Genomic DNA, 22,434 nt, shown 5'->3' with positions numbered 1-22,434 from the left:
CCGTACCCGAGGAGGTTGTGCCTGAGGAGGTTGTGCCCGGGGAGGTCGAGCTGGCGCTGGGTGTCGCCGAGGCTGCAAGGGCGACTCTGCGGTCAGTGACGCAATGATGGGGGTCGAGTCTGCACACCGAGCCTCAAGGCACGCTGGACGCCGGCACCCGCGCCTCGGGTGCCGGCATCCAGCCTGCCAGCGCTAGTTCTGGCGGGTCTTGAGCGAGTCGCGGATCTCGGTGAGGAGGGCGATCTGCGGGTCGACCTTCTCGCCGGCCTCCTCGTCCTTGATGCCGAGCTTGCGGTTGCGGCGCGCGATCATGTGGTTCATCGGGACGATGACGACAAAGTAGATCGCGGCGGCGATCAGGAGGAAGTTGATGATCGCGGTGAGGAGCACGCCGAACTTGATGGGCCCGACCGCGAGGAAGTTGTCGAAGTTGGGCTGGCCGACGAGAACGGAGATGGCGGGCATGAGGACGTTCTTGACCAGAGCGTCCACGACGGCGCCGAAGGCGGCGCCCATGACGACGGCGACGGCAAGGTCGAGGACGTTGCCCTTCATGATGAACTCTTTGAATCCACTCAGCATGGGCCCACAGTAGACCTGCCGCCGCCGAACCAGAATGAACGAGCGGTTAAATCCTTCCCGCGCCGCCTGCACGCGGCCCGGCTCAGCCCCGGCCGCTGATGAGCCGCTGCGGCGGGGCGTCGAAGCTGCCGTGGTCGTAGTACTTGGCGACCTGCTGCATGTAGCCGGCCCACTGCGGCCCGGCGATGTACGCGCCGTCGACCACGGGGTAGAACTTCCCGTTGACCGTGATGTCGCGGCCCATCCGGACGGACGGCCCGTTGAGCGCCTCGCCGAAGAACGACGCCGTCGCGAGCCCCTGCGTGTAGCCCACCACCCACGTCTGGCTGTTCTCGTTGTTGGTGCCCGTCTTGGCGGCGTCGGGAACCCCGAGCTTCTGCGGGATCAGGAGGCCCGAGCCCTTGGTGAGGACGTCCTGGAGCACGTTCGTGGCGGCCTTGGCCACGTCGGGGTTCACCGCGCCCGGGGTGCACTGCTGGGACTGGCCGCCGATCTGCTTGCCCTGGTTGTCGTCCACCTCGGTGATGGCGATCGGGGTGCAGTACGTGCCGTTGGCGGCGAAGGTCGCGAACGCGTTGGCCATGGTCATGGGCGCTACGTTCTCGCCGCCGAGCAGATTCCCGAGGGTCGAGAGGTCCAGCTTGTGGTCCTTGCCGTCCCCCTGGTGCATGCCGAGCGCGTCGGCGGCGCGCTGGATGTCGCAGAAGTCGGTCAGCCCCGCGGCGGAGGCGAACGTGGCCGTGTTGATCGAGTTGTAGATGCCCTGACGGACGGTCATGGGGCGGTAGTAGCCGTCCTCGTCGTTCTGCAGGTCCGTGGAGCCGGGCACGGTGCTGTCGAAGACGCCGTGGACTGGGCCGCACGTCGACTTCCACGGGAAGTTCGAGCCGTACCGGCGCCGCGAGGCGTCCACGGTCTGGTCCGTCCCCTTGCCCTCCATGAGCCACGCGGCGAGGGTCACGGGCTTCATCGTGGACCCGGGCTGGTAGCCGCCGGCGCCCCCGAGGTCGTTGCCGCTGGCGTCCGCGGAGTCCACGTTGAAGTTGTACGACGTGACGAAGCCCGAGCCCTGGCCCTCGGCCATGCGGCTGTTCTGGGCCATCGCGACGACCTTCCCCGTGCCCGGCTGGACCGTGACGAGCGAGGCGCCCCACTTGTCCGGGTTGGTCCCCGTGGTCGAGTCGACCTGCTTCTGGGCGGGGCCCTGCAGGCGCGGGTCGAGGGTGGTCTTGATCGTCAGGCCGCCGAGCATGACCTTGTTCAGGCGGGCGGTCGGGTCCGCGCCGTACGCCGGGTCATTGAGGATCTGGTGCAGCACGTAGTCGCAGAAGTACGGGGCCTGCGCGGCGGAGGCGCAGCCCTCGCGCGGTGGGTTCAGCTTGAGCTGGATGGGGGCGGCGACGGCGTCGTCGTGCTCGCGCTGGCTGATGTAGCCGTGGGCGAGCATGGCATTCAGGACGAGGTCCCGCCGGTCCTTGGCCCGGTCGGGGTGCTGGGACGGGTCGTAGTAGGCCGGCCCGTTGACCAGGCCCGCGAGGAGCGCGGCCTGCGGGAGGGTGAGGTCCTTGGCGTCGAGGGAGAAGAAGTACTGGCTCGCGGCCTGGACCCCGTAGGCGTTGCCGTTGAAGGGGACCACGTTGAGGTAGCCCTGGAGGATCTGGTCCTTGGAGAACTTCTTCTCGAGCGCGATGGATAGCTGCATCTCCCGCAGCTTGTCGCTGACCCCCTTCTGGCCGTTGAGCACGATGTCCGCGCTCTGCCCCTGGGCCACGAGCTGCTCGTTGAGCACGTTGGTCACGTACTGCTGCGTCAGGGTCGAGGCGCCCTGGCGGCCGCCCGCCAGGTCCGTGGCGAGCGCCCGGAGGATCCCGATGGGGTCCACGCCTCCGTGCTCGTAGAACCTGGAGTCCTCGATCGCGACGATGGCGTTCTTGATGTTCGGGGACATCTTCTCGAGCGGGACGTCGGTGCGGTTCTCGGTGAAGAGGTTCGCGATCACGGAACCGTCCGCCGCGAGGACCCTGGTCGCCTGCCCCGGAGGGGTGCTCGTGAGCTCGCTCGGGGCCGCGGCCAGGGCCTCCGTGGCGCCGGTCGCGGCGCCGCCGGTGAGCGCCAGGGCCGGGGACATGAGCCCGGCCACCAGCACCCCGCACAATGCGCTCACGGCGAAGAACGCGAGGACCCTGCCGAGGGCGGTCGTGGTGTCGAAAAGCTTCTTGCTGCCAGAGGACATGGGGAGTAGGCTATGCGACCCGCCTAGGTAGACCCTGTGCGAAAGCTGGACCCCCGATGGTTGAGCGGGGCGCGGTGGTTGAGCGGAGCGCAGCCGAGTCGCAACCCATGGCGGACGGTGGTTGAGCGGAGCGCAGCGGAGTCGAAACCCGTTCACCAGCTCCTGTGGATAACCCTCCGGACGGGTGAGCCCCCGGTTAGCTTTGGCTTCATGGCTTTCACCTACATTCTGGAATGCGCCGATGGCAGCTACTACGCGGGCAGCACGACGGACTTGGAACGCCGGGTCGCGCAGCACGCCGCCGGTGAGGGTGCTGCATACACACGACGGCGCCGGCCGGTGAAGCTCGCGTGGTCGATGCAGATGGACAGCATCGCCGAGGCCTACTACCTCGAGAAGAAGCTCCAGGGTTGGAGCCGCGCCAAGCGAAGATGCGTCGTTGAGGGTCGCTATGCAGACCTGAAGTCAAACATGAAGGAGTGAACGGGTTCTCGGCCGCGGGATTTTGGCGGTCGCCGGAACGCCGCTCAACCACCGGGGTTTCGGCTCCGCTCACCCACCGGGGTTTCGGCTCCGCTCAACCACCGGGGTTGCGGGAGCCGCCGCCGCTAGACCTTCCGCAGGAGCATGCGGCGGATCGAGTGGTCCTGGTCCTTGGTGAGCACGAGCTGGGCGCGGCCGCGCGTAGGGAGGACGTTCTGGATCAGGTTCGGCTCGTTGATGCGCTTCCAGATGCTGCGCGCGGTGGTGACGGCTTCCTCGTCGGAGAGGGAGGCGTAGCGGTGGAAGTAGCTCTCCGGCTGCGCGAACGCGCCCGAGCGGAGCTTGAGGAAGCGCTCCACGTACCACTTCTCGATGTAGCTCGTCTTCGCGTCCACGTAGACGGAGAAGTCGAAGAAGTCGCTCAGTGCCAGCCCGGTGGTGCCGTCGTGGCGCTGGCGGGCGGGGGCGAGGACGTTGAGGCCCTCCACGATGAGCACGTCCGGGCGCCGGACCACGACCTCCCGGCCGGGCACGATGTCATAGGTGAGGTGCGAGTACCAGGGCGCCCGGACCTCCTCGGCGCCGGACTTGATCTCGGCGACGAAGCGCAGGAGCCCGCGGCGGTCGTACGACTCGGGGAAGCCCTTCCGCTCGAGCAGCCCCCGGCGCGTCAGCTCCGAGAGCGGGTAGAGGAAGCCGTCCGTGGTGACGAGCTGCACGTCCGGGGTGGAGGGCCAGCGGCGCAGCATCTCCCGCAGCACGCGGGCGATCGTGGACTTGCCCACGGCCACCGAGCCGGCCACGCCGATCACGAACGGCGTGCGCTGCGTGCGCTCGCCGAGGAATGTCTGCGTGGCGGTGTGCAGCTGGCCGGACGCCTCGACGTAGAGGGAGAGCAGGCGGGAGAGCGGGAGGTACACGTCGCGCACCTCGCGCATGTCCAGGGGGTCGCCGAGGCCCCTGATCCGCTCGATGTCCTCCTGGTTGAGGGGCTGTTCCACGCGGTCCGACAGGCGGGCCCATGTGGCACGGTCTAGCTCGACGAAAGGCGTCGCGCCGTCGCCACTGAACTCGCTTCTCTGCAGACTCACTTGTGTGATTCTGCCAACTGGCGGCGCAGGTGCGAAATACAGACGGGGCGGGCGCCCCGGTAGGATGGAGCGCATGTGTGGAATCGTCGGCTACGTGGGCCGCGCCCAGTCGCGCCCCGATGCAAGTCACAGTGCCCTTGATGTCGTGATCGAAGGCCTGCGCCGCCTCGAGTACCGCGGCTACGACTCTGCCGGCGTCGCGGTGGTCGCGGACGGGGGGATCGAGTCCCGGAAGAAGGCCGGGAAGCTGAAGAACCTCGAGAACGAGCTCAGCGCGCACCCGCTGCCCGAGAGCCTCACCGGGATCGGGCACACCCGCTGGGCCACCCACGGCGGCCCGACCGACGCCAACGCCCACCCCCACCTTGCCGACGGCGGCAAGCTCGCCGTCATCCACAACGGCATCATCGAGAACTACGCCACCCTCAAGGCCGAGCTGGCCGCGAAGGGCGTGACGTTCCTCTCCGAGACCGACACCGAGGTAGCCGCCGCGCTGATCGGGGACCTGTACCGCGGCGCGGCCGACGGCGACATCACCCGTGCGATGCAGCTCGCCTGCCAGCGGCTCGAGGGGGCGTTCACGCTCCTGGCCGTCCACGCGGACCAGCCCGGCGTCGTCGTCGCTGCGCGGCGGAACTCGCCGCTCGTCGTCGGCCTCGGCGAGGGGGAGAACTTCCTCGGCTCCGACGTCTCCGGCTTCATCGACTACACGCGCCGCGCTGTGGAGCTCGGCCAGGACCAGATCGTGACGATCACCCCCGATTCCTTCGAGGTGACCGACTTCTTCGGGGCGCCCGCGCACGGCAAGGAGTTCGAGGTCTCGTGGGACGCCGCCTCCGCCGAGAAGGGCGGCTTCAGCTCCTTCATGGAGAAGGAGATCCACGATCAGCCGGCCGCCGTCGCGGACACCCTGCTGGGCCGCTCCGACACCTCGGGCCGCCTCATCCTCGACGAGCTGCGCATCGACCCGGCCGAGCTGAAGAAGGTCAACAAGATCATCGTGCTCGCGTGCGGCACCGCCGCGTACGCGGGCCTCGTCGCGAAGTACGCGATCGAGAACTGGTGCCGCATCCCCACCGAGGTGGAGCTCGCGCACGAGTTCCGCTACCGCGACCCGATCGTGGACTCGAACACGCTCGTCGTGTCCATCAGCCAGTCCGGCGAGACCATGGACACGCTCATGGCGGTCCGGTACGCCCGCGAGCAGGGCGCCAAGACCGTCTCCATCTGCAACACGAACGGGTCCACGATCCCGCGCGAGTCCGACGCCGTGCTGTACACGCACGCCGGCCCGGAGATCGCCGTCGCCTCGACCAAGGCGTTCCTCGCGCAGATCACCGCCGCGTACCTCCTCGGGCTCTACCTGGCACAGCTGCGCGGGAACATCTTCTCCGGCCAGATCAAGGACGTCCTCGCGGACCTGAACAAGATCCCCGAGAAGATCCAGACCGTGCTGGACAACGCCGGGCCGCTGCGCGAGCTCGCCCGCAGCATGAAGGATGCTACGTCCGTGCTGTTCCTGGGCCGCCACGTCGGCTACCCGGTGGCGCTCGAGGGCGCGCTCAAGCTCAAGGAGATCGCGTACATCCACGCCGAGGGCTTCGCCGCCGGCGAGCTCAAGCACGGCCCGATCGCCCTGATCGACGAGGGCCAGCCGGTCTTCGTGGTGGTGCCGTCCCCGCGCGGGCGTGAGTCGCTGCACTCGAAGGTCGTCTCCAACATCCAGGAGATCCGCGCCCGCGGCGCCCGCACCTTCGTCATCGCGGAGGAGGGCGACGAGGCCGTGCGCGACTACGCCGAGCACGTCTTCTACGTCCCCGAGACGCCCGTCCTGCTCATGCCGCTGCTCACCACCGTGCCGCTGCAGATCTTCGCCGCCGAGCTCGCCTCCGCGAAGGGCTACGACGTGGACCAGCCGCGCAACCTCGCGAAGTCGGTCACGGTCGAGTAGCCCCCGCCCCTCCTCGTTTCGGGTACAGATCAAGCGCCCAAAACGCCCTTTCGGGTACAGGTAATTCGCGAATACGAGCTCTCGGGTACGCGGCGCCATGCGCCTCGTGCCCGAGAGGCGTTTAACCGCTGAACCCCTGTGTTTCGGGTACGCGAAGTGCCCCACTATTACGATTCCGGGTACGCGCCGTCCGCGCCGCTCGGGTGCGCACGACGGCGGGTGCGCCGGCCGCGCGCGGCGGGGCCGCCGACGTCGTGCGTGGGGGGCTTGGTTTGGTGTACCCGAAAGGGTTTGGTGGGGGATTTGGTGTACCCGAAAGGGTTTGGTGGGGGATCTGGTGTACCCGAAAGGCTAAAGGGGGGAGAGGCCGAGGGGGGCGGCGAAGGCCGGGTCCACGCCGAGCTCGGCCCGCAGGACGCGCGCGAAGTCCCGGTAGCAGCGCAGCGCTGCATACCGGTTGCCCTGGCTCAGGTGCGCGGCGACGAGCGCCTCGGCCACTGACTCGCTGAGCGGCTCGGCGGCGAGGGCCGCGATGCCGGCCTGAGTCGCGAGGGCGTGCTGGCCGGCGCCGGCGAGGGTGCGGCACGCGGCCTCGAGGGCCTGGACACGCAGCTGCCGGAAGGCGGCCTGCGCCGCGGTGGTCCACTCTTCGTGCCATCCGGGCAGGAGGTCCTCGGACAGGAGCCGGATCTCCTCGAGGGTCGCGCCTGAGCCCTCGAGGCATCGCCCCGCGACAGCCTGTGCCCGGTGCAGGTCCACCTCGGCCTCGAGCACGAGGTCCTCGCCGACGCTCTCGACCCATCCGTGCGGCAGCTGCCAGAGCGCACGCCGCAGGTTCGCGCGGCCCTGCGGTTCGGGCGTGTCGGGCCAGAGGAGCTCGGCTGCGGCCCCGCGCGGCACTGCGGACTCGTGCAGCGCGAGGAACGCGAGCACCCTCCGCGCGGGGAGCGCCAACGGGACCATTGGGTAGATGCCGAGCCGCCCGACGACAGCCACTCGTCGCCCGGGTGGCGGCATCATCGGATCAACGTCACCGGCCATGATCGTCCACCTCTGTCAGGCACTATCGGCAGGCCGTCCCCGGGTGTCAACCCGCGGGCGGGAAGCGCAGGGCCTACTCGGACGTAGCCCGGACGGCCCCCGGACGCGCCCCGCACGCCGTGCAGCAGGACGCACGACGGCGCCACCCGCCCGGGCGGACGGCAGCACCCTCCGCCGGGGACGGCTCGGGTGGTCCACTGGTCCCAGAGAAGCGTGAGCGCAAGCAAGGGAGGGCCATGTCCATCACCCAGGAGTCGCTTCCCGCCCCAACCGAGGCCCGGGACTCCCAGACGCCCCCCGCAGGCGGGTACGAGAATCCGTTCTCCGAGGCCTTGACAGCGCCCGAGCCCGTGGCCAGTGTCGGGCTCCTGCCATGGACGGAGAGCCTCACGCCGTTCGCCGAGCCGGCCAGCGGCCCTGGTCCGGCCCGAGGGCAGGACGTCCTCTACGCGCAGGCGCTGGCCGAGCTGCACGACGAAGCCTTCGACGAAGCTCTCACCGACCTCGTCGCCGAGACCGCCGGAGCCGTGGACGAGCGCTTCGAGTCCGAATCCACAGGCTACGGAACTGAACGGGAACGGATTGGGGATGCCCACCTTGCCCCGCTGGGCCTCGAGGCGGAGCGGTATCTGGACAGGCTCTCCGACGCGATCGGGGAAACCGACGTCGCATCCCTGACAGGAGAGCAGTTCGATGCCCTCCTGGACAGCATGGACACGGCGGGCGAGGGCCTGACGCCGGCCGGGGAGGAATTCCTCGGGGGACTGATCCGCAAGGCCAAAGGCGCGGTGAAGTTCGTCGCGAACGCCGCCAAGAAGGTGGCCGGGACGGTCGTTGGGCCCCTTCTCAGGGGTGCGCTGGCGAAGCTCAAGGGCCTCGTGCGCCCGCTGCTGAAGCGGGTGCTCGCCTTCGCGATCGGCCGACTGCCCGCCCCCCTCCAGCCGGCCGCCCGCGCGCTCGCGGCCAAGATCACCCTCGAGGCCGAGGCGCTCGCCGAGGCCGAGGCCTACGAGGGGACGGAGGGGCTTGCGGCCGCCCCGGCGATGCCCACGGACCCGGAGCTGCTCGCGGAGTCGTTCGACGCCGTCGTCGCCGAGGCCCTGGCCTCTGCCGCCGATACCGCATCCCGCGGCGATGCCGTGGCTGCCTCGCTGCGGGAGGAGCCCGAGTCGTTCGGCGCGCAGGACGAGCTCCGCGGCGACGAGGGACGCGAGCTCGAGGCCCTCGCAGAGGCCCGTGCCGAGCTCATCGACCGGATTGGCTCCGCAGGCGAGGGCGAGGACCTCGCACCGGCCGTCGAGAATTTCGTTCCTGCGCTCCTCGCCGCCCTCCGGCTGGGCATCCGACTGATCGGACGCCCGCGCGTGGTCGGGTTCCTGGCCAAGTACGTGGCCCAGCTGATCGGCCGCTGGACCGGGCCGCAGCTCTCCGGTCCGCTCGCTCACGCGGTGGTCGACGCCGGCCTGCGCCTCCTGCAGCTCGAGTCGCCTTCCGACGAGTCCGAATCCGAGGCGGCTCCGACGCTCCTAGCGGCGACAGTCGAGGACACCGTCCGGCGCCTGGCCGAGGCAGAGGACTACACCCTCGACAGCGAGGACCTCCTCCAGCTCGCCGTCGCGGAGGCATTCGAGCAGGCCGTCGCGACGAACTTCCCCTCCGCGCTCGTCCGCCGGGGCCTCCAGCAGGCGCCGACGCTCGCCGGCAGCTTCGTCACCCGCCGGGCCCGCTCGGTGCACCCGTTCCGCCGCTACACGCGCGTGCCCGAGGTCGAGATCACCCCGCAGGTCGCCGAGGCCGTGCGGACGTTCGGGGGCGTGACCCTCGCCGCGGCTCTGCGCGCGGCCGGGCTCACCCTGCCGCTGCGCGCCCGGGTGCACATCTACGAGGCGGTTGCAGGCACCACCCTGCCCGGGATCGCGGCCAGAGACAGAGGGGCCGGCCGGGCCGGAGCCGGCCGCCGGCCCTGGCGCCGCATGCACCCGCTCACCCCGCAGGCCGCGGGGCTGCTGCTGCGCGAGCCGCGCCTCGGTGTCGCCGCGCCGGCGGCATTCCTCAGGTCCCGCGGCCGCGTCGCTGCGGGCCAGCGGTTCTACGTCCTCGAACCCGTTGGAGGCCCGGCCGCGGGCAGGCCCCCGGCCGGCGCCGCAGACCGCCCGAGCCAGCCGCGCGTCGTCGTCGACCTCCCCCAGGCGAGGATCGACGTCGTCGTGCACCTGGCCGACGCAGACGCCCAGGGAATCGCCGCCGCCGTGCGCCAGGGCGCCGGGGTGCCCGCGCTGCTGAAGGCGCTCTCAGGCGCGTTCAGGGGCCTGGACTTCGCTCGGCCCGGGCGCGGCGTCGTGATCCGGAAGGAAACGGGGGAGGGCGAGGACTTCTCGCTCGCCGGGATCACGGGAGGCGTGGCCCCCGCCGTGCTCGGGGCGCTGCGCAAGCGCGTGCGGGGATGGTTCCTGACCCAGCTGGCGCAGTGGGCGCGGTCGCGGGGGGAGGAGTTCGCGCGCGCAGCAGGACAGGGTAAGGGCGTCACCGTGCGGGTAGGGCTCACCGGGGTGCCTGGCCTCGCGCTCGTGCACGACGCCGTGAACGGCCGCCTCAGTGCCGACTCGCTGCGGACCGTCCTCGACGGCTCCGCCTTCAGGGGCACGCCACAGGGGCAGGTCACGGTGACTTCCGGGTGGCAGCTGCCATGACCGTGCTGGCCCTCCCGCGCGAGGCCCTCGTTGCCGCCGACCTCCAGCGCCAGAGCGCGCACTGGCTCTCTGCGGCCGTGACGTTCGAGGACGCCGAGGAGTTCGCGTCCGCACAGGCGTGGGCCTCCGTGGAGGCACAGACCGGGCTGCCGCTGCGCCGTCAGCTGGGGGCGGCCGTGCGGGAGCTCGTGGCGCTGGGGCGCGAGGCGCACGCCCTCGCGACGGCGGCCCGCACCGACGCGTCCCGGCTCCCCGCGGCGGCACGCGCCGTCCAGGTGTTCCGGCGCCGGTACACCCAGGTCGAGACCACGCTGGAGTTCTTCGGCGACGCCGTCAACTCCCGCACCTCCGCGGGCCTGCGGGCCACGCTGCGGCTGCTCGACAGCCTCGCAGTGCAGGGCATGGCCCCCGTCCTGGTCCCTGCGGGGATCCCCGTGCCGCCGGTGCTGTGCTACGTGGACAAGGGCCTCGGGGCGTCGATCCTGCGGGCAGGGATCCGGCTGTGGCACCCGGGGACGGTGAACCCGGTCGCGGCGATCAAGGTCGTGCGGCACAACCTCTACCGGCCCACGTCCCTCTTCCACGAGACGGGCCACCAGGTGGCCCATCTGACGCTCTGGACCGGCAGCGTGCGGGACGCCATCGCCGGTGTGCTCGTGGGGGAGCCCGGCCTGGCACGGATGTGGGAGCCGTGGGCATCCGAGATCGCCGCTGACGTGTTCGCCTTCCTGAGCACCGGGTACGCCTCGGTGGCGGCGCTGTACGACGTGGTGGGGGACGCCCGGACCATCCTGCGCTGGCCGCTCGGAGACCCGCACCCGGTGGGGTGGCTGAGGACCAGACTCGGCTGCGCACTGTGCCGGGCCGCCGGCTGGGGCGCGGGACCGTGGGACGGGCTCGAGGATGCGATGCTCGCTGCCCACCCGGCGTCGTCCGCGGATCCGTCGGTGGCGGACCTGCTCGCGCGCTCCGCGGAGTACCTGCTGGCTCTCGCCGGCGCCTGCCTCGGGGCACCGGTGCCGGCGCTCGGCGGGCGGCCGATGGCGTCGGCCTTGGACCCGGGCCGCGTGTCCCCGGCCGCGCTCGCTGCCCTCGAGCGCTCCGCCGGGGCCGGGGCGTGGACCTCGCCGCACTGGCGGCGGGCGGAGGGCATCAGGCTTGTGGCGCTCGCAGGCCTGCGGGAGGCGGAGGACCCGGACCACGCGCCCGCGTGGATCGAGCGGGCCCGCGCCTGGATGAGCTCGGCTCCGCCCGCCGGGGGCTAGGCGCGCAGCCAGGGGGCACAGGCACGGGTTGGGGCAAGCAGCAAGGCGACACAACGAGGAGGAGCGATGGCCACGAGGAAGCAGTCCGGCGACTCGTCCGCCGAGGACAGGGGTGCCGGCTCGGGGACACCCGAGGAAGCCGAGTCCCAGGACATGGAGGCCCTCGCACTCCACGTGCGGGACCTCAGGGAGGAGAACGAGGACCTGCGCAAGCGCCTCGACGGCCTCACCGAATCCGTGACGGCGGCCCTGGGCTTCGACCAGATCGGCCGCGGCCTCTCGAGCATCGTCAGCGAGCTCGAGCCGCTGCGCTACCTCGTGCCGCCCCGCAACGGCAGGGCCCTGCCCCGTCGTACCGTCGAGGCCCTCCTGCGGCTGCGGGCCTCCCTCCAGCGGCTCGACTGGACCGCGGTCGGACCCCTCGGGATCGTCGAGCCGGATGTGGGCTTCATCGGACAGGCCCAGCCCGAGTCGGACAAGAAGTCCCTCTAGCGCCAAGGAGTGCACGGCAATGATCCAGCAACTTGTCCGGCGGCTGACCGGCGGCGGCACCACCCAGCAGCAGGCCGCCGCAAGGGTCCTGACAGCGGACCCCATGGACCTCATCCTCCACATGGAGCAGGTGTGGGACGCGGCGAACCTGTGGCAGGACCCCGTGGGCCCCGCGGGCCCGGCCCGGCGCGCGCTCATCCAGCTCGGGGGCTTCGCCGGGAACGGCCCCGCCGCAGGCCCCGCCTGGGACCACCTCGGCTACTCGTTCGTGCTCGAGAACACCCGGGCAGTCCAGATCATCCGCCGGGTAGTGCGCGAGCTGCGCGCCGGCGAGGGCCTGGGGATCCCCTCGATCGCGACGATGCGCTGGCTCGACGCGACCGAGGCGATCGTGTTCGGCGCCCCCAACCTGTTCTCGGCGTGGCTGTCCACGTCCACGGTCCGCCAGGACCCGGAGTCGGTGCGCCGCAACGCCTACTGGCGGCTCTTCGGCATGGACCTGGCCTTTGGGACCGACGACAACCGGCCCTTCGTCTTCGACAAGGCCGTCGCGGCGAACGCCTCCTTCGTCCCGCTGTTCGAGGAACTCCTGTACGAGCTGTGGCAGGCCCTGTCCAACCTGCGCAACACCTCCGGCGCCAACCAGGCCGACGACGACCGCATCTTCCGCATCGCCGAGCAGCTCGGCTACATCCTGCGCGTGCGGCGGCAGAAGGCCCTCATCGCCCGGGAAGAGCTCGCCGCTGCGACCGCCCTCGGCTGGATCGAGCTGAGCCTGAGCGCGAACACGCCGGTCGTCGTCGACCTCCGGGCCGAGGCGACCAGTGCCGCCGACAGGCTGCGGCTCATCGGCGAGCGCGTCGGCCTTGCCCCGCACAGCCGCTCGGGCGCGTTCTTCGCAATGGCCGGCGACCTGTCCCTGCTCCTGCGCACGCTCGAGGCCGGGTACGTGAGCGGTCCCGAGTTCGCGTGGCTGCTCTACTCCGAGCAGTCCCCGGCCGCGCCGCCGCTCCCGCCGGGCGCCGCGCCGCTCGGGGCCGAGAGCCGCCGCGTCATCACGGAGTGGTCCGCCGCGACAGGCAAGGACCTCAAGCGGATCCCGCGCCCGGTCCGGGTAGAGTCCCGCCCGCCCGCGCTCTCGCGCTGAGGAGGCAGCCATGACCGCGGACCCGCTCTCCCAGGCCCTCGACCCGTGGGGCTTCGAGTCGCCCTTCGGTGCGCCCTCGGCGTCCGGAGAGCGCACGACGGCGGCCGGCCCGCCCGCCGTCGTCGGCGCCCCGTGGGGCGAGACGCCGTGGACTGAGACGCCGTGGACTGAGGCGCCGTGGGGGGAGGCGCCGTGGGCCGGCGAGGCCGAGTCGTCCGGCGGGGTCGCCTTCCCGTCCGGTGCGGTGCTGGCGCGGGCCTCCGGGGCGACCGGCCGCGACGAAGAGCACTGGGACCCGAACGGCTCGGGCCTGCCCCTCCTCGACACCGGTCCGGCCCTGCGGACGACCAGGCTCTCGCCGAACTTCACGGTGGGCGAGCTCGCGAGCAGTGGAGGGCGGGCGTCGGATGTCGCCCGGATCTCCCCTGAGCTCGTCCGGGTCCTGCAGGCCATCCGCGACCGCGCAGGGAAGGCCGTGCGCATCACCTCCGGCTACCGCTCGTGGGCGCGCAACAAGGCCCTCTACCAGGGGTACGGGAAGAAGCCCACCCTCAGCCGGCACTGCTCGGGCCAGGCAGCCGACATCACGATCCCCGGACTCAGCGGCGCCCAGATCGCCAGGCTCGCGATCGACGCCGCAGGCCCCGAGCTTGCCATCGGCATCGGCACGACCTTCGCGCACGTCGACGTCCGCGGCGCCTGGGCACTGTGGTCCTACGGAGGCGTGGCGGCCAGCACCGTGCGCGATGTGCGCGCCTACCGGGACGCACGACGGCGGGGCGCGCCGCCCGCGCCTGTCCCGCCTGGGCCCGTGCCACCCGCCCCGGTGCCGCCGCCGGTGCCGCGTACGCCGGGCCAGACCGCAGGCGGCCGGCTCGAGGTTGCGCGCGTGCCCCTCCTGGCGGCGCACCGCGGCGCCGGTCCGGATCTGGTGCTGCGCTGGAACGGGATGCGGAATCCGGAGGCGATCGACGTCGTCGTGCATCTCCATGGCTATTCGCCCCCAGCCGGGGGCATGCGCCTGCCGCGGGACAAGGAGCCCATCAGCGGGCTCGACTTCTCCGACCCTGCGGGCCGTGAGCCGGGGGGCAGGACGCGTCCCACGCTCGCGCTGCTGCCCCGGGGGAAGTCGGCGCCGAGCAGAGAACGCGCCGACCGGTTCGTCTTCCCCGCGCTCACGCCGCGGGGGGCCATCCAGGAGCTCGTACGCGAGGGGCTCACACGGTTCGCCGCCCAGACGGGGATCAGCGCGCCGCTCGGACGGCTCATCCTCACGGCGCACTCGGGCGGCGGAGCGCCGCTGCTGGCCATCCTCGGGCACACGAATCCCGACGAGGTGCACGTGTTCGACGCCCTGTACCAGCCGGCGGGGGCGCTGGCGACGTGGATGCGGCAGAGGATCGCGCGCGAGCTCTCTGCGCCGTCAGCGGCGCCGCCGGCGCTGCGCGTCCTCTTCATCCCGGGCGGGCCCAAGAGCACGGCTCCGGCGAGCGGCGCTCTCGCGAAGCAGGTCTGCGCGGCGCTGTCCGTGCCCGGCGGGGCGCGGCTCGCGCCGCGCTTCCGGGTCGAGTCCACGGGCGTGGGCCACAACGACATCCCGCGGGTCTTCGGGTGGCGGCTCCTGGCCGACCCGGCCGGTGACCTCCCGCGCACCAAGCGCGTGTCCTGCGGCGGGCAGCCTGCCGAGGCCCGAGAGGCGGAGACGGAGGGCGACGAGATGGAGTACGGGGCCGGACTGGCGTCTGAGGCCTGGGAGGCCGACGAAGTGGACCTCGGCGAGGCGTGGGAGGCCGACGAGACCGGGGAGGCGTGGTCTTCCGGTGAGGCGCGGTCCTCCGGTGAGGAGTGGGAGGCCGAGCCGGAGGAATCGGAGGCAGAGGCATTCGAGGCCGAAGGCCCCGAGGGCTTTGACCCGGCGTCGGAGGGATACGAACCGGAGTCCTTCGAGCCAGAGCCGGAGTCCTATGAATCGGAGTCCTTCGAGGCAGTGACGGAATCGTACGAACCGGAGTCAGTCGAGCCCGAAGCCGAGTCCTCCGGCGCGGACGAGTCCGAGGCCTTCGAGGTCGAGGCCGAGGAGCAGGAGTGGCTTGGGGCCGAGGCTCCCGAACCAGAGGCGGAGGCATTCCCGTCGGGCGCGGTACTCGAGCGCGGATCGGGCGCCACCGGCCGCGGCGAGGAGCACTGGGACCCGAACGGCACCGGGCTCCCGCTCCTGGCGACCGGCCCCTCGGTCCGTTCGGTCAGGCTCGCGCGGAACTTCACCGTCGGCGAGCTCGTCACGAGCGGGGGCCGCGCCGCGGACGTCGCGCGCATCTCGCCGGACCTCGTGCGCCTGCTGCAGGCGATCCGCGACCGCGCAGGCAGACCGGTGAGGATCGGCTCCGGGTACCGTTCCTGGGCACGGAACAAGGCACTCTACGAGGCGCGTGGCAAGACGCCGACGCTCAGCCGGCACTGCTCCGGCCAGGCCGCGGACATCACGATCCGCGGGCTCAGCGGGACCGAGATCGCCAAGCTCGCCATCGACGCCGGCGGCACGCGGCTCGGGATCGGCGTCGGCGGGACGTTCGCCCACGTGGACGTCCGCGGGTCGTGGGCCCTGTGGACCTATCTGGGCGGCTCCTCGGGCCAGGAGGCCATGCGCACGGTCGCCGAGCACCGCCGCCAGCGGCTGTCCGCGCCCGCACCCGCACCGGCACCGACGCCCGCGCCGTCCCCCAGCCCGAGCCCCACCCCGGGGGCGACGACGCCGGACCGGGCCGCCGGCGTCGTGCGCCAGACCGCGTTCAAGGCCTGCACCGGCAGGACGCAGCCCGGGGCGCGGGCGCTCGCCGACCAGTGGCTGCGGCTCACGGGCCGGAAGGGCGGGACGTACAACTGCCGGTCGATCGCAGGGACCGGCGGGAAGCCATCCATCCACGGGGAAGGCCGCGCGATCGACATCTACGCCCGCGCTGACGACCCAGCCCAGCGTGCGCAGACGGAGGCGTACATCGCCTGGCTCATCGCCCATGCGGTGGAGCTGCAGGTGGGGTACATCATCTGGAACCGGCGGCAGTGGAGCTGGCCGCGGCGCAGCGCCGGGTGGCGGCCCTACAACGGCGCGAGCCCGCACACGGACCACGCCCACGTCGAACTGTCATGGGAGGGCGCGCTCACTCCGAGCACGCTGTTCGGGGGAGGGGTGCCCGGGCTCTAGCCCTTCCGGTGTCTCGACCTGCGTCTGGGGCCGCGGTTCGGGAGCTCGTGGCCTTCCTTCTCGGCGGGGTCGGCGGCGTCGTCCGAGGGCCGGTACCGGTCTCCGCTCACCACGTGTCCTACGCCCGGGCCGGGGTTCTGGGCGGCCGCGAGGTTTGGCATCGCGGTGTCGCGGCCCATCCCGTGCGTCGGGACCCCCGACCAGTGCAGGCGTGTCGAGCCCGAGGGCTTGAACAATCGGAGCCAGCGCATCTTGATCACCTCTTCGGCTGTACTGCCCATTGTGCGGTCATCGAATCCCGGGCGCCAGAGCCCTGGGTCCTGCGTTGCGGGGTCCCGTGCGCACCGGTCAGAGGAGGGCGTCCAGGGTGACGAAGCCGTACCCGGCCGCCCGGTACTGCGCGATGAGCGCGGGGAGGGCGTCGGCGTCGAGCGTCGAGCCGTCGTCGGGGTTCGAGCCGACATGCATGAGGACGATCTGCCCGGGCTGGGCCGTGGCCATGACGCGCTGGACCACGAACGAGGGCCCCCGCGTGCCTTTCATCGTGCCCTGCCAGCCGAGCGAGTCCACGGTCCACCGGATCCCGGCGTACCCGTTCGCGTTCACGGCGGCGATCGTGCGGGCGTCCCGGTCGCCGTAGGGGAAGCGGAAGAACGGCCGGGGCTCGGCGCCGGCGGCGAGGATGGCCCGCTGCGCACCCGCGAGTTCGGCGGCGATCTCCACGTCGGTCTTCTGTGTGAAGTAGGGGTGGGTCATCGAGTGGTTGCCGATCCGGTGGCCGGCGGCCGCGATCTCGGCCACCTTGGCGGGGTTCGCCTGCGCCCAGGTGCCGGTGACGAAGAACGTGGCCCTGACTCCCTGGGCCGCGAGGGTGCCGAGGATGCTGGCCAGGCCGGCGTCGTTGCCGCCGGCGTCGAACGTGAGCGCCACCACGCGCTGGGACGTGATGAACCGCTCGACGTCGATCCCGCGCAGGCCCGGCGGGAGCGCCATCGCCGGCGGAGGTGCGGGGGCCGGGCTCGGAATGGGAGAGCCGGGCTTGGGCGGTGCGGGGGCCGGAACGTCGCTGGGCGGGGGCTCGGGGACGGGGGCGCCGCTGTCGGAGGGCGTGGCCGTGGGCTCGCCGGAGGCGATGCCGGTGGAGGTGCTCCGGCTGGGGGAGTGCGTGAGGCTGGCACTGGCCGTGGCGCTCGCGGTCGGCTGGGCCGAGGGTGACTGCCCGAGGAAGCCATTGCGCACGACGGCGATGGCCACCGCCGCCGCGGCGAGCACAAGGACCAGCGCCGCGCCGATGACCAGCGCCAGACGCCGACCCTCAAGAACCGCCATGGTGTGCTCCTAGCACTCCTGTGCTATGACACTACTCCCGCGGGGAAGCGAGAGGGAGGGTCGCAGGTCCCATGGCTCGGGGCGGCCCGGTTCAGGCGAGGACGAGCCCTCGGACGTACGCTGCCTGGCCGACGTGCTGTGTCGCGTCATTGAGGATGCTCACAAGCCGGATTGCGGCGGTCACGTGCGGGGTCCAGCGACGGTCGACCACCCGGCCCAGATCCTCCGGCCGGCGGCCGCGGACCACTTCGAGGACCCGAGCGTGGACGGCCTCGTGGTACTCGCGCAGGAGGTCTGCATCCCCGGCGCTGAAGGCAGCGACGTCCTCCGGGCGGTGACCGTAGCCTGTCGCGGTCACCGGGTACGGGAGGCCGAACCGCTCCGCCCACTCCGGCCAGATCTGGCCTTCGGGGGCCTCGTGGGTGCCCCGCGCCGGAGGCTCTGCGCCGTTGAAGACGTCAATCAGGCTGGCGATGTGGTCGTCTTCGACGCGGGTGAGGTGCCAGACGATCCACGCGATGGAGTTCGCGCTTGGTCCTGGCCGGTAGAGCAGGTGCTCGCGGGAGAGGCCGAGGAGCACATGCTCCACGCTCTCCCGCACACGCTCGAAGCCGTCCTCGAGGATGTCCTTGGCCCACTGGTGCTCGCCGCTCATGGGGCCACCCTAGTGCGCGGCAGCGGGTCTGGGGACGTGGTGGGCGGGGTGCGCGGGCTGCAGGTGCGCGGTCTGCAGGTGCTGTGCCGGTAGGGGGTGCGCGGTCTGCAGGGTGCAGGGTGCCAGCCGGGCCGGTTGCCGTCCGTTACTGCTCACTTTGAAGGTTCCGACCTGGCCCACTCCGGCGTGTCCCGGCAGAAGCGCCACCGGGAGGAGCCCATACCGAGCATGAGCGGACGCGGTCACCTTCTGCATCACTGGCCCCGGCGCCCCATCCTCCAGTTGAGGAGGAGTTCCTCTACCTCGCGCAGGATCCTCTCGGGGTCCCGCCACACCACTTCAGGTGGATACCTCAACGTGGGGTGGCCGCGGAGGAGGGCTACGTTCGTCCGCCGTCGGTCCTCAACGAAGGAGCCCCGGTCGTCATGGAAGGCGTGGCCATCGATCTCGACGATGACGATGCCTTCGATGAGGAAGTCAACTCGGCCCACTCCTGGGATCTGGGCCTGGGCCACCACGCGCCAGCCCTGCGCGATGAACAGGAGCCTGGCTTCCACCTCGGGCTGCGAGCCGGCAGTGCCGGTGACCAGCGAGAGTGCGTGCCGGGCCCGGGCACTCCGGTTGGGCGCCAGGAGCTTCTTGAGCAGGGGCAGCTGCACCCGTCGGCTCTTCACGGCCGATTCCGCCACGGAGACCGCTTCCGAGAGTTCGAGGCACCCGAGGGCGTGCAGCACCGTGTCCGCCACGGATGCCACCGGGAGGTGCTCATGCGCTGGAAAGCGGATGGTCCTGTGGGGGATGAAGGCCTTCACGCGAGCGTGGGTGACGGCCAGATGCCGGCGCGCAGGCCTGTCCCGGATCCACAGCCCGTGCCGCGTGGCCGCCGAGGCGCAGGTGAGGAGGCCGTTGTGGGCAAGGGCGAAGAGGTAGTCCGAGTCGCAGCCGGGCAGGGCGATGACCCCTCTGACGGGCTTGCTGCCCAGTTCGGCGAGTTCGGCGACTTGGCGTTTGGTGATGCCGGCTCGGAGGAGGGTCGCGGTGCGAGCCACGCCGCCGAGCGATCGGAGGTATTGGACCGGTTCCATGAGGCCATGTCAGCTCCCGGGCGGGCTCGGGCACAGGGGAGTGCGCGCCTATGTGGATAAGTGGGCTCCGGAGTGCGTCCCTTCCTGCTCGCATTGGCCCCTGCGCCTCGGCGAGCCGGATGCGACTCGCCGTCGCAGCCGGCACCGGCAGCCCCAATGCGAGCAGGAACGGACGGGTGAGCTCCGGAACGCACGGGCGAGCTCCGGAACGGACGGGCGAGGCCCGGACCCGGGCCAGAACCATCGCGTGACCAACCGAACACCCCACCCGCACCCAATTTACTTGAAGCATCAACCAAATTCCCCTACCCTAGAACCATGACCGCCACCGCCACCCGCCCCCCGATCCTGTTCCTCAGCCACGGCGCCCCGCCCCTCGCCGACGACCGCACCTGGACCCGCGAGCTCAAGGACTGGTCCGGAACCTTCTCCAAGCCTAAGGACATCCTCATGATCTCGGCGCACTGGGAGAACGCGCCGGTGAGCCTGAGCGCCACGCAGCGCCCGCAGGAGCTCGTCTACGACTTCTGGGGCTTCCCGCAGAAGTACTACGACGTCCGGTACGACGCCCCGCTCGCCCCGGAGCTCGCCGACGAGGTGGAGAAGCTGACCTCGCAGCACGGCCACCACGTGGAGCGCGACGAGACCCGCGGCCTGGACCACGGCGCGTACGTCCCGCTCAAGGAGATGTTCCCCAAGGCGGACGTCCCGGTGGTGCAGATGTCCATGCCCACTCTGGACCCGAAGGGCCTCTTCGAGCTCGGCCGCACCCTCGCCCCGCTGCGCGACCGCGGCACGCTGATCGTCGGTTCGGGCTTCACCACCCACAACCTCCGCTGGTTCAACCCGGCAGCGGGCCCGGACGGGACCCCGCCGGCCGCCTCCTCCGAGTTCGACCACTGGGCCGAGGAGGCCATGGCCCGCGGCGACGTCGACGCGATCCTGGACTTCATCCACAAGGCCCCCGCCGCCCGCGAGGCGCACCCCCGCTCGGAGCACTGGGCTCCGCTGTACGTCGCGCTCGGCGCGGCCTCGGCCTCGGGCGGGATCGACGCCCAGACCGCGATCGACGGCTTCTGGTTCGGCCTCTCCAAGCGCTCCTGGACGCTCACCTGACCTGGCGTGGCGGCCCGCTAGAGTAGCCGCATGGCTATCATCGGCATCGGCGTGGACGTCGTGGACATCGCACGGTTCGAGCGTCAGCTCGAGCGCACCCCTGGGCTGCGCGAGCGGCTCTTCGTCCCCGCCGAGCGCGATCTCCACCCCCGCTCCCTCGCCGCCCGCTTCGCGGCGAAGGAGGCCGTCGCCAAGGTCCTCGGCGCCCCGGCCGGCATGAACTGGCAGGACTGCTGGATCGGGCTGGGGTCGAAGGGCCCGGAGATCCAGGTGAAGGGGACGGTGCTCGCGGTCGCCAAGGCCAACGGCGTGAAGACGTGGCACCTGAGCATGAGCCACGACGGCGGGATCGCCACCGCGATGGTCGTCGCCGAGGGCTGACCCGCCCGGCAGCGCCAACGCAGTCCCAGCCGCAGCCCCGGCCCCACGGCCTAGACTCGCCCCATGATCACGGCCTACACCGGCGCCCAGGTCCGCGCCGCTGAACGTCCGCTCCTCGAGTCAGGCGAGGGCCCGGCGCTCATGGCGCGTGCCGCGCATGGGCTCGCCCTCGCCGTCGTCAACGCCCTCCACACCCGGCGCGGCCGGGTGTACGGCGCCCGGGTCGCCGCCCTGGTCGGGAAGGGGAACAACGGCGGCGACGCGCTCTTCGCGCTCGCCGAGCTGGCCCGTCGCGGCGTGCGCACGACGGCGGTGCTCACCTCGGGCGCTGCGCACACCGAGGGCCTCGCCGCCCTCCGCGCCGCAGGCGGCCGCGTGGCCGAGGAGCTGGAGCCCGCGGACGTGGTCATCGACGCCGTCCTCGGCACCGGCTTCACCGGCGAGTTCCGCGCCCCGGCACCGCGCCCGGACGCGTTCGTCATCGCCTGCGACATCCCCTCCGGCCTGAACGCGGACACCGGCGCAGCCGGCGACGGCGTCTGGCCCGCCGACGCCACCGTGACGTTCGGCGCCCTCAAGACCGGCCTGCTCGTGGGCCGCGGCAAGGCGCTCGCCGGCGCGGTGGAGGTGGTCGACATCGGCCTCGCACCGCACCTGCCCGCCCCCGACGTGACGGTCCTCGAGCCCGCCGACGCCGACCGCCTCCTCCCCGCCCCCTGCCCGGACTGGCACAAGTACTCCCGCGGCGTCCTGGGACTCGTGGCCGGCTCCGAGGCGTACCCGGGCGCCGCCGTCCTCGCCACCGCCGGCGCCCTCGCGACCGGGGTGGGCATGGTCCGGCTCGTCGCGCCCGACGCCGTGCGGCACCTCGTCCTCGCTGCCCACCCCGAGGTGGTGGGCACGCGGGCGCCGCAGGGGCGGGTCCAGGCCTGGGCGGCTGGCCCGGGCATCGCGGACGACGACGACCAGCACCACGCGCTCCACGTCGCCCTCGGTTCGGGGCTCCCCGCGGTGGTGGACGCCTCCGCGCTGGAGATCCTCGGCCGGATGCTCGCCGAGGAGCAGGGAAACCGCGCCCACTGGGAGGATGCCCGGCTCGGCGAGGTCATGGTCCGCCTGGCGGAGGACCGGACCGTGGCTGGCGAGCATCTCGTCCTCACGCCCCACGCGGGCGAGCTCGCGGCCCTGCTCGGCACGTTCGCCGCGGGCGAGACGGACCTCGAGCCCCCGGAACGCGGGGAGATCGAGGCCGCGCCGCTGCACTGGGCCCGCGAGGCCGCAGCCCGGCTCGGGGTGACGGTCCTGCTCAAGGGCCCCGCGACGGTGTGCGCCGCGCCGGACGGGACGGCGTTCGTCCAGGGCCAGGGCCACCCGCTCCTCGCGACAGCCGGCAGCGGCGACACCCTCACCGGCATCCTCGGGGCACTCCTCGCGACCACCGGCACCGGACACACCCGGAGCGCCCAGACCGGCAACCCACAGACGGGCAATGCACACACCGACACCGCCCAGGGCAGCGAGGCGCCCCGGCCCGTGGAGGTCGCCGGCCTCGCGGCCCTCGTGCACGGCCTCGCCGGCCGGGTCGCGGCCGAGGACGGCCCCTACGGTGCGGGTGAACTGGCCTCGGCCGTCCGCACAGCCATGGCAGCGTTGGTCAGGGCACGCTGACACAGCGGCCTGCGCGGCCGCGC

Annotated in this window: 18 protein-coding genes; 10 read left to right on the top strand and 8 right to left on the bottom strand. The window is 72.1% G+C overall.

What is annotated here, in order from left to right:
* Positions 1-192 precede the first annotated feature (192 nt).
* A complete protein-coding gene (gene mscL / locus ABD298_RS06305) occupies positions 193-582 on the bottom strand; it encodes a large conductance mechanosensitive channel protein MscL (protein ID WP_344298789.1) in 390 nt (129 codons plus the stop codon).
* An 82-nt stretch (positions 583-664) separates the two neighbouring features.
* On the bottom strand, positions 665-2,815 hold the full coding sequence (locus ABD298_RS06300) for a transglycosylase domain-containing protein (protein ID WP_344298788.1): 2,151 nt from the start codon (positions 2,813-2,815) through the stop codon (positions 665-667).
* Positions 2,816-3,025: 210 nt separating this feature from the next.
* Here ABD298_RS06300 and ABD298_RS06295 point away from each other — a divergent pair, with 210 nt between their 5' ends.
* The gene (locus ABD298_RS06295; protein WP_344298787.1) at positions 3,026-3,298 is read left to right on the top strand and encodes a GIY-YIG nuclease family protein; all 273 of its coding nucleotides are present in this window, start codon (positions 3,026-3,028) and stop codon (positions 3,296-3,298) included.
* 125 nt (positions 3,299-3,423) lie between these two features.
* On the opposite strand, the gene coaA is transcribed toward ABD298_RS06295, so the two are convergent.
* Positions 3,424-4,389: a type I pantothenate kinase gene (gene coaA / locus ABD298_RS06290; RefSeq protein WP_344298786.1), complete on the bottom strand. Its 966-nt coding sequence runs from the start codon at positions 4,387-4,389 to the stop codon at positions 3,424-3,426.
* A gap of 73 nt (positions 4,390-4,462) precedes the next feature.
* Between coaA and glmS the strand changes: the two genes are divergently transcribed.
* Positions 4,463-6,340, top strand: a complete 1,878-nt coding sequence (glmS, locus tag ABD298_RS06285; protein WP_344298784.1) for a glutamine--fructose-6-phosphate transaminase (isomerizing) — start codon at positions 4,463-4,465, stop codon at positions 6,338-6,340.
* A 351-nt stretch (positions 6,341-6,691) separates the two neighbouring features.
* On the opposite strand, the gene ABD298_RS06280 is transcribed toward glmS, so the two are convergent.
* On the bottom strand, positions 6,692-7,381 hold the full coding sequence (locus ABD298_RS06280) for an AfsR/SARP family transcriptional regulator (protein WP_344298783.1): 690 nt from the start codon (positions 7,379-7,381) through the stop codon (positions 6,692-6,694).
* A gap of 236 nt (positions 7,382-7,617) precedes the next feature.
* Here ABD298_RS06280 and ABD298_RS06275 point away from each other — a divergent pair, with 236 nt between their 5' ends.
* The 5 genes from ABD298_RS06275 (at position 7,618) to ABD298_RS06255 (ending at position 16,177) form a co-directional block, all read left to right on the top strand.
* Positions 7,618-10,071 (top strand): hypothetical protein, encoded by a 2,454-nt coding sequence (locus ABD298_RS06275; RefSeq protein ID WP_344298782.1) that lies wholly within the window; start codon positions 7,618-7,620, stop codon positions 10,069-10,071.
* Complete coding sequence (locus ABD298_RS06270; RefSeq protein ID WP_344298781.1) at positions 10,068-11,336, top strand: hypothetical protein; 1,269 nt, start codon at positions 10,068-10,070, stop codon at positions 11,334-11,336. The genes ABD298_RS06275 and ABD298_RS06270 overlap by 4 nt, the downstream gene beginning before the upstream one ends.
* A 66-nt stretch (positions 11,337-11,402) precedes the next feature.
* Positions 11,403-11,828, top strand: a complete 426-nt coding sequence (locus ABD298_RS06265) for a hypothetical protein (protein WP_344298780.1) — start codon at positions 11,403-11,405, stop codon at positions 11,826-11,828.
* A gap of 19 nt (positions 11,829-11,847) precedes the next feature.
* On the top strand, positions 11,848-12,975 hold the full coding sequence (locus ABD298_RS06260; protein ID WP_344298779.1) for a hypothetical protein: 1,128 nt from the start codon (positions 11,848-11,850) through the stop codon (positions 12,973-12,975).
* 10 nt (positions 12,976-12,985) lie between these two features.
* Positions 12,986-16,177, top strand: a complete 3,192-nt coding sequence (locus tag ABD298_RS06255; RefSeq protein ID WP_344298778.1) for a YcbK family protein — start codon at positions 12,986-12,988, stop codon at positions 16,175-16,177.
* Here ABD298_RS06255 and ABD298_RS06250 read toward each other — a convergent pair.
* The 4 genes from ABD298_RS06250 to ABD298_RS06235 form a co-directional block, all read right to left on the bottom strand.
* Entirely contained in the window at positions 16,174-16,458 is a 285-nt protein-coding gene (locus tag ABD298_RS06250; RefSeq protein WP_344298777.1) for a hypothetical protein, read from the bottom strand. The genes ABD298_RS06255 and ABD298_RS06250 overlap by 4 nt on opposite strands.
* 67 nt (positions 16,459-16,525) lie before the next feature.
* Positions 16,526-17,506 carry a polysaccharide deacetylase family protein gene (locus ABD298_RS06245; RefSeq protein WP_344298776.1) on the bottom strand — a complete coding sequence of 327 codons (981 nt, stop codon included), beginning with the start codon at positions 17,504-17,506 and terminating at the stop codon, positions 16,526-16,528.
* 91 nt (positions 17,507-17,597) lie between these two features.
* Entirely contained in the window at positions 17,598-18,161 is a 564-nt protein-coding gene (locus ABD298_RS06240; RefSeq protein ID WP_344298775.1) for a mycothiol transferase, read from the bottom strand.
* Between the two features lie 254 nt (positions 18,162-18,415).
* A complete protein-coding gene (locus ABD298_RS06235) occupies positions 18,416-19,246 on the bottom strand; it encodes an endonuclease domain-containing protein (protein WP_344298774.1) in 831 nt (276 codons plus the stop codon).
* A gap of 318 nt (positions 19,247-19,564) precedes the next feature.
* Here ABD298_RS06235 and ABD298_RS06230 point away from each other — a divergent pair, with 318 nt between their 5' ends.
* The 3 genes from ABD298_RS06230 (at position 19,565) to ABD298_RS06220 (ending at position 22,411) form a co-directional block, all read left to right on the top strand.
* Positions 19,565-20,362, top strand: coding sequence for a dioxygenase family protein (locus ABD298_RS06230; RefSeq protein ID WP_208709799.1), 798 nt, complete (start codon positions 19,565-19,567; stop codon positions 20,360-20,362).
* Positions 20,363-20,392: 30 nt separating this feature from the next.
* The gene (locus ABD298_RS06225) at positions 20,393-20,743 is read left to right on the top strand and encodes a holo-ACP synthase (RefSeq protein ID WP_208709797.1); all 351 of its coding nucleotides are present in this window, start codon (positions 20,393-20,395) and stop codon (positions 20,741-20,743) included.
* Positions 20,744-20,806: 63 nt separating this feature from the next.
* Positions 20,807-22,411, top strand: a complete 1,605-nt coding sequence (locus ABD298_RS06220; protein ID WP_344298773.1) for a bifunctional ADP-dependent NAD(P)H-hydrate dehydratase/NAD(P)H-hydrate epimerase — start codon at positions 20,807-20,809, stop codon at positions 22,409-22,411.
* Positions 22,412-22,434 lie beyond the last annotated feature (23 nt).

This window comes from Sinomonas flava (assembly GCF_039531875.1).
Lineage (GTDB): Bacteria > Actinomycetota > Actinomycetes > Actinomycetales > Micrococcaceae > Sinomonas > Sinomonas flava.
The sequence above is the reverse complement of the archived record's forward strand: the minus strand, read 5'-3'. Positions and strand labels throughout refer to the sequence as shown.